The sequence below is a fragment of the Chitinophagaceae bacterium genome, assembly GCA_007695095.1.
Lineage (GTDB): Bacteria > Bacteroidota > Bacteroidia > Chitinophagales > REEL01 > REEL01.
Genome location: REEL01000118.1, coordinates 129834 through 148510 on the forward strand (window position 1 = coordinate 129834; position 18677 = coordinate 148510).

Annotated in this window: 10 protein-coding genes; 7 read left to right on the plus strand and 3 right to left on the minus strand. The window is 37.2% G+C overall.

The features are described from left to right. Positions 1-54: 54 nt before the first annotated feature. On the minus strand, positions 55-2679 hold the full coding sequence (locus EA412_08860; protein ID TVR78535.1) for a hypothetical protein: 2625 nt from the start codon (positions 2677-2679) through the stop codon (positions 55-57). Between the two features lie 115 nt (positions 2680-2794). On the opposite strand from EA412_08860, the gene EA412_08865 reads away from it, so the two are divergent. The 5 genes from EA412_08865 to EA412_08885 all read left to right on the plus strand — a co-directional run bounded on the left by EA412_08865 (position 2795) and on the right by EA412_08885 (position 13104). Next, positions 2795-3784 carry an aspartate-semialdehyde dehydrogenase gene (locus tag EA412_08865; GenBank protein TVR78536.1) on the plus strand — a complete coding sequence of 330 codons (990 nt, stop codon included), beginning with the start codon at positions 2795-2797 and terminating at the stop codon, positions 3782-3784. A 21-nt stretch (positions 3785-3805) separates the two neighbouring features. After that, positions 3806-4174 (plus strand): co-chaperone GroES, encoded by a 369-nt coding sequence (locus EA412_08870; protein TVR78567.1) that lies wholly within the window; start codon positions 3806-3808, stop codon positions 4172-4174. A 125-nt stretch (positions 4175-4299) separates the two neighbouring features. Continuing rightward, positions 4300-4887 carry a Holliday junction branch migration protein RuvA gene (gene ruvA / locus EA412_08875; protein ID TVR78537.1) on the plus strand — a complete coding sequence of 196 codons (588 nt, stop codon included), beginning with the start codon at positions 4300-4302 and terminating at the stop codon, positions 4885-4887. An 18-nt stretch (positions 4888-4905) separates the two neighbouring features. Further along, the gene (gene sprA, locus EA412_08880) at positions 4906-12273 is read left to right on the plus strand and encodes a cell surface protein SprA (protein ID TVR78538.1); all 7368 of its coding nucleotides are present in this window, start codon (positions 4906-4908) and stop codon (positions 12271-12273) included. A 9-nt stretch (positions 12274-12282) separates the two neighbouring features. Further along, positions 12283-13104, plus strand: a complete 822-nt coding sequence (locus EA412_08885) for an ATPase (GenBank protein TVR78539.1) — start codon at positions 12283-12285, stop codon at positions 13102-13104. Positions 13105-13107: 3 nt separating this feature from the next. On the opposite strand, the gene EA412_08890 is transcribed toward EA412_08885, so the two are convergent. Beyond that, the gene (locus tag EA412_08890) at positions 13108-14424 is read right to left on the minus strand and encodes a T9SS C-terminal target domain-containing protein (GenBank protein ID TVR78540.1); all 1317 of its coding nucleotides are present in this window, start codon (positions 14422-14424) and stop codon (positions 13108-13110) included. A 134-nt stretch (positions 14425-14558) separates the two neighbouring features. Here EA412_08890 and EA412_08895 point away from each other — a divergent pair, with 134 nt between their 5' ends. Next, positions 14559-16781, plus strand: coding sequence for a TonB-dependent receptor (locus tag EA412_08895; GenBank protein ID TVR78541.1), 2223 nt, complete (start codon positions 14559-14561; stop codon positions 16779-16781). 79 nt (positions 16782-16860) lie between these two features. Next, on the plus strand, positions 16861-17529 hold the full coding sequence (locus EA412_08900) for a L,D-transpeptidase (protein ID TVR78542.1): 669 nt from the start codon (positions 16861-16863) through the stop codon (positions 17527-17529). Between the two features lie 575 nt (positions 17530-18104). Here the strand turns inward: EA412_08900 and EA412_08905 are convergent. Beyond that, a complete protein-coding gene (locus EA412_08905) occupies positions 18105-18674 on the minus strand; it encodes a hypothetical protein (protein TVR78543.1) in 570 nt (189 codons plus the stop codon). Positions 18675-18677 lie beyond the last annotated feature (3 nt).

The window sequence follows — 18677 nt, forward strand, 5'->3', positions numbered from 1 at the left end:
AGCGCTGTATGTTAACCTAATGTTAATAGTGGGTTATAAATATGAAATGATTTTTTAAAGACGCCCCCCCAGGACGCATGAAAGCTTATATGTTTTAATATTTCCTTCTAAATCAAAAATTTCAGCAACTACTATATAAATTCCAATAGATGCTTTTTCTCCTTTTTTATTAATACCGTCCCAGCTGAACATTCCCTCTTTATCCATAAATTTATTTTTTATGAGTCTTCTAACTAATCTGCCTTCTGAATCATGAATATTTACATTAGCTACAAAACCCGGAGCATCAAATTCATAAAAAATATTTAAATAATCCCTAAAGCCATCGCCATCAGGAGAAAAAACTTCATCTTCCAGATAAATACCTTGACCACTGATTTCAAACTCCAGATGTTGAGAATTTTTATATCCGGGTGTTGCATAACCCACAGTAGAGGCTGCTGACCTCCAATTGTTTTTATCTTGCGTAGGCCTGTCATAATGAACCCTTTCGAGGGAAACCCCTCTGCTGTCCAGTAAATCAAAATGCCAGCTGTTATCGTATTGTAAATTGTCAATAATTTCAGCCTGGTAATTTCTAATTTGAGCTACACCTACACCATTAGGGTATGCAGGAAATCCGGATACACTTATAACCTGTTTCAAATCAGGTATTTCATATTGTTCATTGAGCTGAGTTGCATTAGGTGTAATAACTATGAAGTCTCCGGGAAACATCAGAAAGGGTTCCGTGGAGGCTGTTACAGGGTTCCCTACTGTAGTGCCCTCATTAGGATCAATTCGTAGAATTCTTAAATCTTCCAGATTTACTACCTTTTCAGAACGATTATATAATTCTATAAATCGCACACCTCCTGTTACCGGATGAAAAAGTAATTCATTAATAATAATGTCAAATTCTTCAATGGGTTCCGGTATGCCAAAGCGTGTTTGAGCGCCATCTTCGATATTGTTTCCGGAGCAATCAGATACATTGGCAACAGTTACATTATAAGTAACACCTGTCGTAAGATTTGTGTTAAGGGATAATTTTATTTCTCTGAAAGCCGGACTGATTACTTCTGCTATTTGAGGCTCACCTATGCCCTCTGAAATGGAAAAGTTAGAAGTGCTAACAGAAGATATGCTGTCTAACCTTTTATCAAAGAAAAGTACCACTTCATTTTCAGAAACAGGAAAGGCTCTTATCAATTGCGGGGCTGTTAAATCAGGATTTGAAAAGGAAACAGAGTTTTCTCTCCCGGGTGTTCCTCCACTCGGATCTACAGAAGCTGTCCAGTTGTCTGCATCGCCACAAGGATTATCAATGTCAATCATTTCAAGTGACCAACCTTCGTTTTTTTTCTGGTCATCGCCATACCAATCATTTGTATAATTGAGGTAAAAGATCAATTCTCCTTCATCATTTCTAAGCGTCAACTCATCAGATGTCAGGTTTAAAGAAGGCCAGGGAGAAAGTCCTAAAACTTCTCCAAAAGCAGACAACTGATTTACACCGGCATTAGGTGATAATAATACAAAGCTATCCGCCTGAAGTGTAAAATCCGGTAAAAAAGTGGTAGAACTTCTGTCTGAATATGTCCATCCGTTCAGGTTGATATCTCTGCCGCTTCTGTTGTAGAGCTCTATAAACTGATGAGCGGGCAACCCAACTACCGGAGTAGTTCTTGGAAAGATTTCTGACATAATAATGTCATTGAATTTTGCCAGATAAAAAGTAAAAGTTACAATTTGGTTATTTACAGCATTTCCTGAAGCATCTTCTACACCATCTACTGTTAAGGCTAAAGTGGATCCGTCAGACGGAAAGGGATTTTGAAATTCAAGGGTTACTCTTGAAAAATCCTGTGGATTCCTGAAAGCATTAATCGGATTTCCAACTCCTGCACTTACAAAGTAGTTGGAAGTCTGTGCAGCAGTAGTTTCCTCAACTCCTTCATCAAAAACAATTTCCAATTCGGTAGAGGATCTCGGGATAACTTCTAGCACGACCGGCGGATCGGTATCTATTAAAGGTGCTCCCGCATAAATTTCATCAAAGAAAAACTGATCAGAACGGGTTGCCGTATAGTAGCAAACCATTCCAAAATAGCTTGTGTTTGTATAAGTAGCATCCTGCACCGTAAATTCAGTTTGAAAAAAAGTGCTGCCTGTAGGGTCAGCACTGACTTCCCATACACCCGAAGCATCTCTGGTCACTTTAAAACGCATACTAAAAGCATTCGTTACAAAACCATCTGTGCCTCTGGCTAACAAATCTTTTGTATAGCCGGTTTGTCTGTAAAGTTCTATTGCATCATTATTTCCATTTTCACCAATACGCAAAAAGTATCCGTTTAGGGGTCCTGTTAAATCTTCTTCATCACTTACCAAATAAATACTCAGGCGATTATTATTCGAAGGAGGGAAATTTAAATTTACCCAGATTTGCCATTCTGCATCGTCTATAATAGATGAAGGCCGGGATATCCATGCGCTATCCTGCACTGAGGGCGCATCCAGCTGAAGTCTTTCTGCCGGATTAATCATAAATTTAGATAGTTCCCCGGACCACTCAGGATCTAAAACCGGATTGCTAAAATCATCAAAAAACTGAGCATTTGTAGGAGTGCTCACTAAAAAAAGCAAGTAAAAGAACCCGCATTTAAAAATACCTTTGGACCAATTCTTTTTCAACATCAGATTATTATATAAATGCTAAAATAACAAGTTTTCTATAAAAAAATATTCCATTACCTTTGCAATCTGTTATTTTACCTTTAATTAACCTAAACAGTTTTAACTATATTTATTTATGAAGCTTGCAATTATAGGAGCTACAGGCTTAGTAGGCCGCGAAATTCTAAAAGTCTTAGACGAACAAAATTTTAAAATGGATGAATTAATTCCGGTAGCTTCAGAAAAATCTGCCGGAAAAAAGATTTTATTCAGTGGGAAAGAACTTACGTTAATTACAGCTAATGAAGCTGTTTTGCAAAACCCCGATATAGCTATTTTTTCTGCAGGAAGTGAAACTTCCTTAAGCTATGCCCCTCTTTTTTCTGATAACGGATGTTTTGTAATTGATAATTCAAGTGCATGGCGTATGCATGACAATGTGCCTTTGGTCATTCCGGAAATAAACTTTCAATCCGTTAAAAATAGTACGAAAATCATAGCGAACCCTAATTGTTCCACAATACAGTTACTGATTGCTCTAGCCCCCTTACATCATCACTTTGGACTTGAAAGAGTAGTTATTTCGACATACCAATCTGTTACGGGTACAGGAGTGAAAGCATTGGAACAATTAGAATCTGAAAGAAAAGGCTTACATACTGAAAAGGTATATCCTTATCCAATAGATATGAATTGCATTCCTCATTGCGATACTTTTTTAGATAATGGTTATACTAAAGAAGAAATGAAAATGGTGAATGAAAGCAGAAAGATTTTAGATCTGCCGAACTTAAAAATTACTGCTACAGCCGTAAGAGTCCCTGTTGTTGGAGGGCATTCAGAATCGGTGAACATACAATTTAAAAAACCTTTTGAATTAAAACAGATTCGTGAAGTGTTGGAAAATAGTCCCGGAATAACCGTTATGGACAATCCGTCCCGGAATGAATATCCGCATCCCTTATTTGCAAAGGGGAAAAATGATGTTTTTATTGGTAGAATCAGAAAAGATGAATCGGTTGAAAACGGGTTAAACTTATGGATAGTTGCTGATAACCTCAGAAAAGGAGCTGCAACAAACGCAGTTCAGATAGCTGAAAGAATTCAAAAACTATTTTTTAATTAAATCCAAAATAAAGAATTTATGATGCAGGTTGATACGTTTGACAAATTCATTGTGATAGGGGATCGTTTATTGATAAAGCCCACTAAGGAAAATGAAAAAACCGACAGTGGATTATTTCTGCCGCCCGGTGTTCAAAAAAAGGAAAAGATATTCAGTGGTTATGTCATTAAGACAGGTCCGGGATATCCGATTCCATCTGCTGAAATGAATGATGAATTTTGGAAAAAAGAACAAGAGGAAACAAAATACCTTCCTTTGCAGGCAAAGTCGGGAGATTTGGCCGTATACATTCAAAGTCAATCATTTGATATAGAAATAAATAAAGAAAAGTACGTTATTGTACCTCAGTCAGCCATTTTATTATTGATGAGAGATGACGAAATGATTTAATTTTAAAAATAAGTCACAGATAAAGCCGTTATTTGTCCGTCAATTATAAAAACTATTGGAATTAAATTCTAAAAATCAGTTTACCTTTAATAATTTAGCCGTTTATTCTTTCTTAAGTAACGTATATGATAACATATCTGAAGGGGCTTATAACCGAAAAAAACCCAACTTTCGCTGTTGTTGAAGCAAATGGAGTTGGTTATAAGGTTATGATTAGTTTGCAAACATATACAGCTATACAGAATTTAGCAGAAGGCAAACTTTTCACTACGCACATCGTAAGAGAAGATGCTGAATTATTATATGGATTTTTTGAAGACAGGGAACGGTCTCTTTTTAATTTGTTGATAGGCGTTTCGGGAGTGGGTCCCTCAACAGCTATTTTAGCCTTATCAGCAATGACAGTTTCAGAGTTGGAGTCAGCTATAATTCAGGGGAATGAATCAATTGTAAAATCAATAAAAGGGATTGGAGCTAAAACAGCCGGAAGAATAATTTTGGAAATAAGAGATAAGATTTCGAAAACCGAAGAAGGGCATTCAGAAATTTCAATGTCCTCAAAAAATACATTAAAGGAAGAAGCGTTAACTGCTTTAATATCTTTGGGATTTGTGCGTTCTGTTTCCGAAAAAGCGATTCAGAAATCGATGTCAGAGGCTGGGAATGATCAATCTTTAGAAATGCTGATTAAGTCAGCATTAAAGTATTTATAAATAGAGAAAGCACTTATAGTGGCGGTAAAAACCAACATTAAAAAAACATTGCCGGCATTTCTGATGACCGTTTGTATTTTTGTTTTAGCATTTAATGCTAAGGCATGGATAGGCTCAGATTTGTCCAATGTTTTTGCAATGCATACAGAAGAGGCTGAGGAAGAAGAAGCTTCCGAAAATCAGGATGTCCCGGATTTTACCAATCCTCAAACGCCTAATCCGTTTGATTTAAGCGATCCTCCTGCAATCGAAAAAAGCATTGAATACGATCCCGAAACGAATATGTATATCATAAGAGAAAAGGTAGGGGGTGCTTTTTACTCCAATCCACAATATCTTACTTTTGAAGAATATCTGGAATATGAATCTAAAAGGCAGGAAAAAAATTACTGGAATGAGAGAACAGAAGCTATTACTCTCATTGAAAGACCGGGAATTATTCCTCAATTACATTTAGATGCAAATGTGCTGGATAGAGTTTTTGGAGGTTCTACAGTTGATATCAGACCTTCGGGAAATATTGATTTAACTTTTGGTGGAAATTTTCAACGAATAGATAATCCTACACTAACAGAACAACAAAGAAGGCAAGGTGGTTTTGATTTTGACATGAATATAAATATGAATGTCATCGGAACTATTGGGGATAAACTGAAAATGAATGCCAGTTATAATACTGAGCAAACTTTTGATTTTGAAAACGAAATAAATCTGGAGTATACCGGTGAGGAGGATGAAATTATTCAAAAAATTGAGGCCGGAAATGTAAGTTTTCCTTTAAATACCAGTCTAATTCAGGGAAATCAAAGTCTGTTTGGTGTTAAAACACAAATGCAATTCGGAAGATTGACGGTTACCGGTGTTGTTTCACAGCAGAAATCACAGATGGAGAACATTCAATTGGAAGGTGGAGCTCAGATTAGAGAATTTGAAGTAAAAGCAGATCAATACGATGAAAATCGACACTTCTTTTTGGCGCACTATTTTAGAGATAACTACAATCAGGCAATGAGTAATTTGCCTTTAATTAATTCACTGGCAAATATTACCAGAATTGAAGTATGGGTAACAAACAAAAGAGGTGTCGTTGAGAATGCAAGAGAGGTAGTTGGATTTATGGACTTAGGAGAGCCGGAAAAAATACACAGATCCGACCAAATTACCCGCACAAGCCAACGTCCTTTACCGGCAAACGGAGCAAATGATTTATACAGCAGATTGAATAGCTCCTCGTCTAATAGAAATGCCAATAATGTTGTAAATGTCATACAAGGCTCTCAATTTCAATTAGAACCGGTTCAGGATTTTGAAAAAACATTTGCCAGAAAGCTTTCCTCCAATGAATTTACTTACAATGCACAGTTAGGTTATATTTCACTTAATCAAACTTTACAGCCGGATGAAATGCTGGCTGTTTCTTTTGAATATACTTTTAACGGAGAAGTTTTTAAAGTAGGTGAATTTGCACAGGATGTACCGCCGGATTCTTTGAGCGGAGAAAAAGTGCTCTATTTAAAAATGCTTAAAAGTACGTCTGTAAGGCCTAAGTTGCCCATTTGGGATTTGATGATGAAAAATATCTATTCCATAGGCGCATTTCAGATAAACAGAGAAGATTTTCAGTTGGATGTATATTATGCAGATCCGGGAGGAGGAATTAAGCGCTATATACCTGCGGGGAGCTTACAAGGTCAGCCTTTAATCCGTGTACTTAATTTAGATAATCTTAATCAGCAACTCGACCCACAGCCCGATGGCCGGTTTGACTTTATTCCCGGAATTACGATAAACCCTCAGAATGGACGGATTATTTTTCCTGTACTGGAGCCATTTGGTGCAGATCTTAGAAGCAAATTTTCCAGTAGCGAACAATCTACTTTAGCTAATAACTATGTCTATGATGTTCTCTACGATTCTACTAAAACTGTTGCAATGCAGTTTCCGGAATTTAACCGATATTTAATACGAGGCCGTTACAAATCGGAAATTTCTGCTGAAATTAGTCTTGGTGCATTTAACATTCCCGAGGGTTCTATTCAGGTATCTGCCGGTGGACAGCAACTTGTTGAAGGTACTGATTATACTGTTGATTACAACCTGGGCCGGGTCAGAATTCTAAATGAAGGGATTTTAAATTCCGGTATACCAATTAATGTATCTTATGAAAATAGCGCTCAATTTGGAGTTCAGACAAAAACATTTTTAGGGGCACGTTTAGATTATTGGATAAGTGATAATTTTACCATCGGAGGTACTATTCTGAGATTGAATGAAAGACCTTTTACCCGAAAAGTAAATGTAGGTGACGACCCTATAGCCAATACAATGTATGGCTTGGATGTGAACTACAGCACTGAATCAGAATTTATTACCTGGTTACTGAACAGATTACCATTTTACGAATCAACACAAACCTCATCTGTTAATGTAACCGGCGAGGTAGCCCATTTAAGTCCCGGACACTCTAGAGCTATAGGGAGAGAAGGAACTGTCTACATAGATGATTTTGAAGGTACACGCTCAGCTTACGATATGAAGTTTCCTTCCAGTAGATGGGTTTTGGCCAGTACTCCCCGGAATGCAATAGATGAAAACGGAAACATATTGTTCCCGGAAGCAGAGCTTTCAAATGATTTACGTTATGGATTTAACAGAGCAAGGTTAGCATGGTATAATATTGATCCACTTTTTCTAAGAAATATTTCAAGTACGCCGGACCATATAAGAAATGACCCTGACCAACAGTCAAACCACTATGTGAGGGAAGTTCTGCAAAGAGAGGTTTTTCCAAATAAAGACGATATTAATCCGGGTATAGCTACTACGATTCAAACATTGGATTTAGCTTTATACCCCAGTGAAAGAGGTCCTTATAACTTTGAGTCCTTACCGAATGGTTCGCCGGGAATATCCAGTGGTATTTTACCTGACGGACGATTAAGAGAGCCATCTACCAGATGGGGAGGTGTTTCCAGAAGTATTCAAAATAATGACTTTGAAGCTTCTAATATTGAATTTATTGAATTTTGGGTTTTGGACCCTTTCATCTATGATAGTATAGGTAATAGTGGTTATTTGTATTTTAACTTAGGAAATGTTTCAGAAGATATTTTAAAGGATTCCCGAATGTTTTTTGAAAATGGTCTTCCCGGTCCGAATAGTCCGGTTTCTGTGGATACTACTATATGGGGGAAAGTGCCGAATACTCAGCCAATAACCAATGCATTTGATAACGACCCGGATGTTAGAGCTTTTCAGGATTTAGGTTTTAACGGTTTAAATGATGAAGAAGAAAGAGCATTTTTTCAGGATTTTTTAAACGACTTAAACGGATATCTGGATTCAGATGCGTACAACGCAATTTTTGAGGACCCTGCCGGAGATAATTTTCAGTACTACAGAAGCAGTGAGTTAGATAATAATCAGGTGCCGATATTAGAAAGGTATAAACGCTATAATAACCCTCAGGGGAACTCGCCTGTTCAAACTGGAGCTACCGGATTCTCTTCCGCAGCCACGAACTTGCCTGATTCTGAAGATTTAAACAGAGACAATACATTAAATGAATCTGAGGAATATTTTCAGTACAGGGTTCGCCTTGAACCGGGAATGGATGTAGGCGATTCTTATATAACCGATAAAGTTGAGGCTACGGTTAATTTAAGGAACGGGAATCAGGAAACAGTTACCTGGTATCAGTTTAAAATCCCTATTGATGCGTATGATAACAAAGTAGGAAACATTCCTGATTTTCGCTCTATTCGTTTTATGAGAATGTTTTTAACCGGTTTTGAAGATCCTGTAGTTTTGAGATTTGCAAGATTAGAGTTGGTTAGAAGCCAATGGAGAAGGTACAGACAGTCACTTCTTCAGCCGGGTGAATATATCCCTTCTGACAATATTGGTGACACTTATTTTAATGTTTCAGCAGTAAATATTGAGGAGAATTCTGACAGACAGCCAATCCCATACGTGCTGGCACCGGGTATTGAGCGGGAGCAGCTTTTAGGTGCGCAGAACTATGTAGCTCTTCAAAATGAGCAATCAATTTCCCTGGAAGTTTGTGATTTACAGGATGGTGATGCCAGAGCAGTATATCGGAATATTGATTTAGATCTTCGCTTATTCAGAAGAATGCGCATGTTTATTCATGCTGAGTCGCTTTTAGGTGAAGTGCCTGTAAACGATGGAGAAGTAACAGCTTTTATTCGTTTAGGTAGTGATTTTAAGGATAACTATTATGAATACGAAATACCGCTTACGATTACAGAACCGGGCATTACCGATCCGCAATTGATTTGGCCGGAAGCAAACGAAATGAATTTTCCGCTGGATAGTTTTGTATTGGCAAAACAATTGAGAAATGAAGCAGACATTCCGCCGAATCAACCATTTACTATTACCGATGATCGGGGGAATAATATAACTATTGTTGGAAATCCGGATTTAGGTTTAGTGCAAATGGCTATGCTCGGTATAAGAAACCCGAAAGCAATCGGAGAAACCGGTGATGATGGATCATCAAAATGTGCTGAAGTGTGGTTTAATGAATTGCGTCTGACAGGTTTTGATGAAGAAGGAGGATGGGCGGCTCTCGGTCGCGTTGATATACAATTAGCAGATTTAGGAAGTTTAACCTTGTCTGCCAATATGCATACAATCGGGTTTGGTCAGATTGAACAAAAACTGGATCAGAGATACAGAGATAACTTTTTTCAGTATGATGTTTCTACAAATCTGGAACTTGGTCGCTTTTTACCGGATGCTACCGGATTACGATTGCCTATGTTTGCAAGTTTATCACAATCTTTCAGTACCCCTCAGTATGACCCCTATGAAATGGACATTAAAGTTGATGACAAATTGCGATTTTTGGAAGCTGATGAAAGAAGAGACTACAGAAGAACGATTCAGGACTTAGAAACTATCCGAAGCATCAATTTTACAAATGTCAGGAGAATTAGTCCCAGAGAAGATTTTACTCCAAGAATATACAGTATTGAAAACTGGAACCTTACATATGCTTTTACGGAAACTCAAAGAAGCGATCCCTTTATTGAAAGTGATTTGATTCAAAGGCATCGCTTGTCTTTAGGGTATAACTTTGCTCCTACAGCAAACTATTTTACGCCTTTTGAAAATCTTTTTGGTTCAAACAGCAGTAAATATTTTGACTTGATTAAAGACATTAATATTAACTTTATTCCAAGTAATTTAAGGTTCAGTACAGATTTTAACAGGCAATTTGGAGAGCAACAGTTGAGAATGCTTGGAGATGAAGAGTTTCCTATAGACCCTACATACAATAAAAACTTTACATGGGACAGGCTGTACGGATTTCAATACAATCCATTCCGCTCATTAAATATAGATTTTTCGGCAACCAACAGAGCCCGGATTGATGAGCCTGAAGGCAGGTTAGATACCCGTGAAAAAAGAGATAGCGTGTGGAGAAATGTTCAGGATTTCGGAAGAAATATTGAGTATAGTCAATCCGCTTCAGCAAATTACAATGTTCCAATTAACAAAATCCCTATCTTGGATTGGATACAGTTGAGAACCGGTTATGCAACCACTTATAATTGGCGTGCCGGGCCATTGTTTATGACTCCGGAAGGAGAGCTAGGACCAAGCCCCTACGGAAATACGATTGAGAATAGTCAAAATGTAAGGATTAACGGAGAATTCAATTTACGAAATCTTTATAACAAATGGACATTTCTCAGACCGTATAACAGCAATATGCCGAGGGTAACTGCCGAGCAAAGGGAAACCCGTTTGCGACAAAGAGAGCGATTGTCTAACGACCTGGATCAGTTACGTGAAACCAGAAGGGAGCAGAGGCAAGAGTTAAGAGAGCTTCAGCGTTCTGATGAAGAGAATGAAGCAGAAATTGAAAGAAAAGAACAACGTATAGCTAATACCAATCAGCAAATTCAACGTACACGCCAAAACAGACAACGCGTTCAGGTTCCGGCAAACCCTTTTCTGAGTCCGATTTTAAGACCGGTGCTAAGTTTAAAGAGAATTTCGGCTACCTACACAGAAAATCGCTCTACTTTTTTACCGGGTTATTTACCTACCACCCGCTTATTGGGAATGGATGATGCTTTTGAAGCACCGGGATTTGATTTTATTTTTGGTTATCAGCCCGGACAAGAGTGGTTAGACAGACTGGCTGATGAAGGGAGAATTACTTCTGATACAAATTTAAACTATCAATTCAGACAAACGACCTCTAAAAACCTTAATGTAAGAGCTAACCTGGAGCCATTCAGAGATTTGAGAGTTGACCTGACTTTTACCCGTACGGAAAGTGAAAACTATACGGAGTACTTTAAGAGACAATTTGAAGGAGGAGAGTTTCAGCACTTGAACCCGACAAGAACCGGGAGTTATTCAATATCATTCCTAAGCTTCCAGACGATGTTTAATGAAGCCAGCGATAATGGATTGTCTGAGACGTTTAAAACTTTTGAACAAAACAGAAGAGTACTTTCTCAACGTTTTGCTGAGCAAAATCCTAATTCAATAGGAGGCTTTCAAAGTCCTGCCGATACTATACCATCTACAGGTTATGCTTTTGGTTATGGGCCATATTCTCAGGATGTGTTGATACCTTCTTTCTTGGCAGCCTATACAGATCAGAATCCGAATGATATTGATTTGTCCCCTTTCCGGAGTATACCATTGCCTAACTGGAGGGTTACATACAATGGTTTAAGCCGAATACCATTTTTGCAAAACATACTAAATTCGGCGAATGTAACGCATGGTTATAATTCTACCTATACGGTCAACAGTTTTATAACAGAGCAGAATTTTGAAGGAGTAAACAAATATGAACCTGAGGTAATAGATACCTTGACCGGTAATTTTTTCCCGGAGATCAATATCCCGCAAATTGTTATTTCTGAGCAATTTTCCCCTCTTTTTGGGATTGATATCACCTGGAAAAATAATATCACTACCCGTTTTGAATATAAAAAATCACGAAACCTGAGCATGTCTTTCATAGATTATCGTTTAAATGAGTCTAAGACAACAGAAACTACTGTCGGTTTGGGTTATCGTATTACAGGGTTAAATCTGCCTATTAGAACAGAGGGAAGAAGAATAAGACTTGAAAATGACTTGAACATTCGATTTGATTTTTCTATACGGGACAATATTACCATTACGCACAGATTAGATCAGAACATAGAAGAGCCTGTTTCAGGTATGCGTACAATCAGATTTTCACCATCTATTGATTACGTTATTAACCGAAGACTGAATATTCGTTTGTTTTTTGACAGAAACCGAACAATTCCGGCAACATCAGCATCTTTTCCTATTACTAATACCCGTGCAGGCGTTACTATCAGGTTCTCACTTGCTCCATAAACCAAGGCAATGAATACAAGGGTTATTAAATCCGGAGGTGAATTAGTAATTTTTGAAAAAGAGAAACTTTTTCGATCGCTTAAGTCGGCGGGAGCAAATGAAGATGAAATTAATCGTGTCTGGCACAAAATAAAGCCTAAAATAGAGGCTGAAAATATCTCCACCCGTAAAATTTTTCAACTTGCTTTTAATACACTTAAAAAGCAAAGAGCCGGAATAGCTGCGAGGTATAAATTAAAAAACGCCATGAGGGAATTAGGTCCTTCAGGGTATTATTTTGAAAAGCTTATGTCTCATGTTTTTATGAATGCAGGCTATAAAACAAAAACAAATCTAATTTTATCAGGAAAATGCATCAATCATGAAGTGGATGTTCAGTTTACGAATCAAAGTGAAGTGAACTGGGCAGAATGTAAATTTTCAAATAAAGCCGGCCAGAAAGTAGATGTAAAAGTGGCTTTATATTTTAGTGCACGATTTATGGACTTAAAAAGTGCCGGAGAGGTATCTGCCAAACCACGAAATTATTTCCCATGGTTGATATCTAATAATCGTTTTACTAAAGATGCAATGGATTATGGTGAATGTGCCGGCATTAAAATGCTTTCATGGGATTATCCAAATAAAGACAGCTTAAAAAAGCTTATTGAAAAACACAATGCATATCCCATAACCTGCCTGACAAGTATTACACTAAATGAAAAAAAACTTTTACTAAGTGAAGATGTGATAGTGTGTAATCAAATAGATATAAATAAACTTGAAAAAACTCTACATTTAAGCCCGGTAAGAAAGTCAAAAATAATTGAAGAATGTAAGTGGCTTAGTTAATACTTAAAAAACTACAAATCGCTCTGTCAATTTAAATTTTTCTCCCTTAATTTTTAGAAAATAAATCCCCGGACTTACCTTTTCCAGATTAATATAACCCTTTTCCAAATTTTTTAGATCAAAAACTCTTCGGCCATCTACATGGTAGACTGTCGCTGATTTAATATTAGATAAGTTATCGGGAAGTTTCCAGTAAAGCATCATTGTTGCAGGATTGGGGTAAACTAAAAGTCTGCTATTTGCGGATTGCAGCTCGCCAAGCCCTGAAATAGTAAGATTATATACTTCAGATAATTCAGAACTACAGCCTTCAGGACTTGTATAAATTACGGTGTAAAAACCACTTTCTTCGGCAGTGTAAAATTGCCCTTCGGCGCCCTCAATTAATTCACCATTTAAAAACCATTGATTGCCGGTTGAATAGGAAGAGGCTAAAACATTTTCATTTGCCGTAATTTCCGGTTCTGCAGGGATTGGTAAAATCTCAAAACTATTATTTGAAACAAAACTGATTATTTCCGGTGAAGAAGCGTGTATACGGATTCTATAATCGTTACCGGCTGTAAGTGATGGTGGAATTATACATTCAATAGGGGCTGCAGTGGTGCTTTCTAAAGTGCCGATTATAACCGGACTGCTGAAGTCACCATTTTCATCTGAAAGCTCAACTGCAAAAACATTTGTTGAGTCAAAAGTTTCAGAGCTGTTAAATGTTATCAAGATTGTGTCACCTTCATTGCAAACGGCTGAAGGTGTAAATTCAGGAGCTTCAAGTGCAAAACAAGCAGTTCTTTCGGGACTGTCAGAACTTCCTACATCAGGACATGGGCTAGCTTGTTCGCGTACCCTTATATGATAATCATAACCCCAGTCAGATAGATTAACATCTATAGGTGGAAATGGAAAAGGACTACCCTGCATATCAATGTCAATAGAAGCCCAAATGTCAATATTATATTGGCCTGCGAGGTCATCTGTTATTCCAAAAATCTGTATGCAACCTGCTTCACCTGCTGAAAATGTATTGTCAGAATAATTTGTAGACCATTCCAGTCCACAGGGTAAATTTACAATACTATCTATAGTGGTAGAACGAATAGGAAAACCACTTGGAAAACCGGGCGGACTGAATTCATCTAAGTTTTTAAAGTTAAGTGTCACAGACAAAGTGCTGTTTCTGACAAAACAAGGAGTTAAATTCTGATCCGGCTCTAATCCCGGATTAACTTGAGTCATGTCCGGAGTACACTGAGCCTGAATGTTTTGAGTAAAAACAATATTACAACAGAAAAGCAATGAAATAAAAACTCGAAAAACCATAAATAATTAATATGTTAAACAAAGAAATTTTTATCAGTACGATTATACAATTATTTTTTTAAAAAGTATTAAAACATAAGTAGCTTATATATAATAAGTTTGCTAATAACTAAAGATTTGATTAATTTTGAAGAATGAAACATTTTTTGTTAACAGTTGCTTTTTTGATAACCGCCATAAATTTAAGTTTTGCCGGAGACATACTTAAAGGCAAAGTTATCGATAGTGAGGGAAATATTCTTTCCGGAGCAAATGTGTATTGGTTGTCATACCAAAAAGGTACTGCTACTGATGAAAATGGTTCTTTTTCTTTAGTGAAACCGGACGAAATGCCTCAGCCTCTTGTAATTAGTTTTGTCGGCTATACTCCTGATACAGTTCAGGTTAGTGCCAAAATGGACTTGCTGACTGTTACTTTGCTTGAGAGCTATTTATCTGAAATAGAAATTAAAGGCAAAAACCCGGCGACTTACCTGTCCAAACGAGCAGCACCGGTACAGGTTATTACCTCTGAAGAGTTAACCAGATCCGCTTGCTGTGATTTAACCGGGTGTTTCGAGACAAATACAGCTGTTCATTCCTCTACCTCAAATGTGATAACAAGTGCCAAGGAGCTTGAAATGCTCGGACTGGACGGAGTTTATAATTATCAAACACTGGATGGTTTCCCACTTTTTAAAGGCTTAAGCTATACTTATGGAATGAGTACCTGGCCGGGAGTATTTGTAGATGAGATTCATATTTCAAAAGGTTCAAATTCTGTGCTTAGAGGCTATGAAGGAATGAGTGGCGAAATAAATTTTGAAACAGTTTCTCCTGCCAAATCAGATAAGTTTTTTCTAAACCTTTATATGAATAATTACCTGGAACATCAGGCAAATACCTGGTTTTCTTTTGGTGATAATAATTACAAAGGACTTATAGGTGCACACTACACAGGGCCGGGAAGAGAAACAGACAGAAATAATAATGGATTTTTAGATCAGGCAGTTATTGAACGATATATGTTTGTGAGTAAAAATTCTTTATCTGTAAATCGATTGAAATGGGATAATACTTTACGCTGGGTAAGTGAACACAGAAGGGGTGGAGAAACAGGTTTTGTTCCTTCGCAACATCGTTTGCAATCTGAAGTATATGGGCAATCAATCAGTTATTTTCAACCGGAATTTTACTCGAGACTCAGTTGGAAAATCAATGATTTTAATACTCTTTTATTTAATGTTTCTGCTTCATATCATCAGCAGGAAAGTTATTACGGAACCACCTCTTATGAGGCTGAGCAGACAAGCCTTTTTGCAGAGTTAAGGCATGATATAGAGTTTAATGATATTAGTGAGTTAAAATATGGATTACAGTTTCGACTACAGGATATTACTCAGAAAATAGAGTTTGCTGAAACTGTTCCGCATAAGAATTATGAAGGAAAGTATCGAAAAGAAGATTACACTACCGGATTTTTTGCTGAAAAGCATACAAATTTGATATCTAACAGATTAAACTTAGTTAAAGGTGTTCGCATAGATCATCATCAGCAGTTTGGAGTTAATGTTACCCCGCGCTTATTAATTCGTTACAGCCTTTTGCCGGAACTGGAAGCCCGTGCGTTGATAGGTACTGCCTGGAGAAGTCCTGATTTTATTCCGGAAAATACAGCTTTGCTGAGCTCGGGAAGAGATATGCCGGTGCATATGTTTCACCTTTTGCCTGAAAGAAGCCTGAACTACGGAGCACAACTTGTTTATAACTGGAACCATCACCAATTGAATGGTTATATAAGCGGGGAGTATTTTTTTACCCGATTTTCAAGAATGCATACACCTGATTTAGATGTTCCCGGAATTGTGGGTTTGCCTGCCGGTGGAATTGAAGCTTATTTTGGAAACTTCCTTTTTGAAAAGGGTCTGAATATTAATGATAATATAGATCTTAAAGCCGGTTATGTCTATCACCATTCAGCCAGAGAATTAGACGATGAGAAAAAGAAATTTGATTTAAGTCCTACGCATAAGTTTTTAGCTGTTGTTTCATTCAATGCTTTTGATAATCGCTTAAAAACAGATGCAAATCTTCATATTTACGGTAAGCAAAGACTGCCTCAATTGATAGCTGTGGAAGATGAGAATACTACCGGATACACTAAGCCATTTGCGGTACTGAATTTTCAGATTGGCTGGTCATTTGATAAAATTGATGTGTATAGTGGTGTAGAAAATGTCTTTGATTTCCGACAAAAGCAGCCCATTTTGGGTTATGAAAACCCATTTGACTCAAATTTTGACCCGTCAATTGTTTGGGGTCCGGTTAGAGGAAGAGAAATCTACGCAGGTATCAGGTGGAGGCCATTTAGCAATTAATTTTTTTTTGCATAATGTAAATTGAATTTAAGAGTTTAATCTTTACTATAGTTTTACAGTGTCCTGAAAAATTTTAAAAATGAATTTCGTCTTATTATCCATTTTAAGCTTTCTGCTTAGCAGCATACATGCACAACAATCGGCAAATGAAAAAGGAAAGTTACCAAACGAGTTTTTTTTGCAGTTTTTAGAGCAAAAATATAACTATCAAACCGATGATTTTTTGATACTTGTTTCTGTAAAAGAACAAAAACTTTTTTTGTATAAAAATAAAGAGTTGTTGGAATCCTATGTTATTTCAACCAGTAAATACGGTATAGGACAGGCTGCCGGAAGTTATAAAACACCATTGGGAGCACATATAATTAAGTCAAAAATAGGAGATGGTGCCGCCTCCGGTTCTGTATTCAGGGGAAGGGTTTTTACCGGTAAAATTGCAGATGTTGTTCATGAAGCAGTTGCCACGGATGATGATTTTGTTACTACGAGAATCCTTTGGCTTCAGGGACTTTCCAAAGGTTTTAATCAGGGTGATGGGATTGATTCTTACAAGCGATATATTTATATACACGGAACGCATGAAGAGGGGTTACTAGGTAAAAAAGCCTCTCACGGTTGCGTAAGAATGAGTAATAAGGAAGTAATTGAGTTGTATAACAAAGTACCGGAAGGAACATTTGTTTATATTTTGGATGCTGAAAACAGACCCGCTCCCGTTGACGACATAAATCTTAAGGTGTTTAAGTAGAGGTTTGGTGTAGCTTTTGATAGAAAGACCTCATTATTCACCTTAATTTGAAAGGGATATATGTTGAAAGGGATATATTGCCACTTTTCTAATGCACTCACTTTGACTTGATTTGACTCCACAAAACACAAGGTGCTCAGTGTTAACAATAGCTCTAAGGATGAATTGTAAAATACAAAAATGAGTAATGATTGAATATTTCCCAAGATTTTCCATTTGACTTCATCAATTTGCCATTATTAACTCCCTTACTAACCCTTTTTTTAGAAAAAAAAGGTTAACAAAAAAATCGCGGCTGAATTCCTCCTTAATTTACAGAGCTATCTCATTATGATATGACTCACCCTGCACCCTCTCTTTTGCTAGTGAGGGATTTGTGGTAAAAGTTGTTCTAAGAAATTGAAATAGTACAGCCTTCTTCTATTCTGTCATTAGGAGGCATCTCCGTATTAACAGGCGGACGTTTCACTATCACTCAGAGCGAAAAACTGATTTCAGAGATTTACATAAACTGCTACCTTATTACTTTTACACTTTATAAACTTTATACTATCAACTTCAATCTAAGCAAGCAACTACCTGAAAGTATATCTTACACTTAAGCCGGCATTAACAAGTCCAAGATAATTAAATCTGTTTCTGAGTCCATAAAAGCCTACTGCCGGAACAATGTCAAGGCTAATGGTAAAAGGGACTTCCGGAAATTTAAATTCCATACCTCCAACAAAGGCGACTCCTACATCAGCAACAACACCTTCTCCACCGAAAACAGGATGATGTCCCCTGTTTATAGTCGCAAAGTAGCCTCCACCACCAATATACCAATACAATCCGTCAGCTCCGGGTACAGCAAAATGATGCTCATATAGCCCGGTAACCATAAATCCTCTCCAACCGGCTGAAAGTATCAGTTCAAGTGCACCCTCCTGTGAAACAAAGTGCTTAAATGTGATTCCGGCCGGATATCCTCCTCTTAGTCCAATCGCTGACTGATATTCCTGAGCTTTAATATCGTTTTGATTACTCATCAATAAAGCGAAAGACAAAATAACTATCAAAAATGCTCTCATAGCAAAAACTTTAATTAATATATTTTTAACAAAAATATAGCTATTGCTTAAGTAGGAGAAAGTTTTTTTTAACAAACA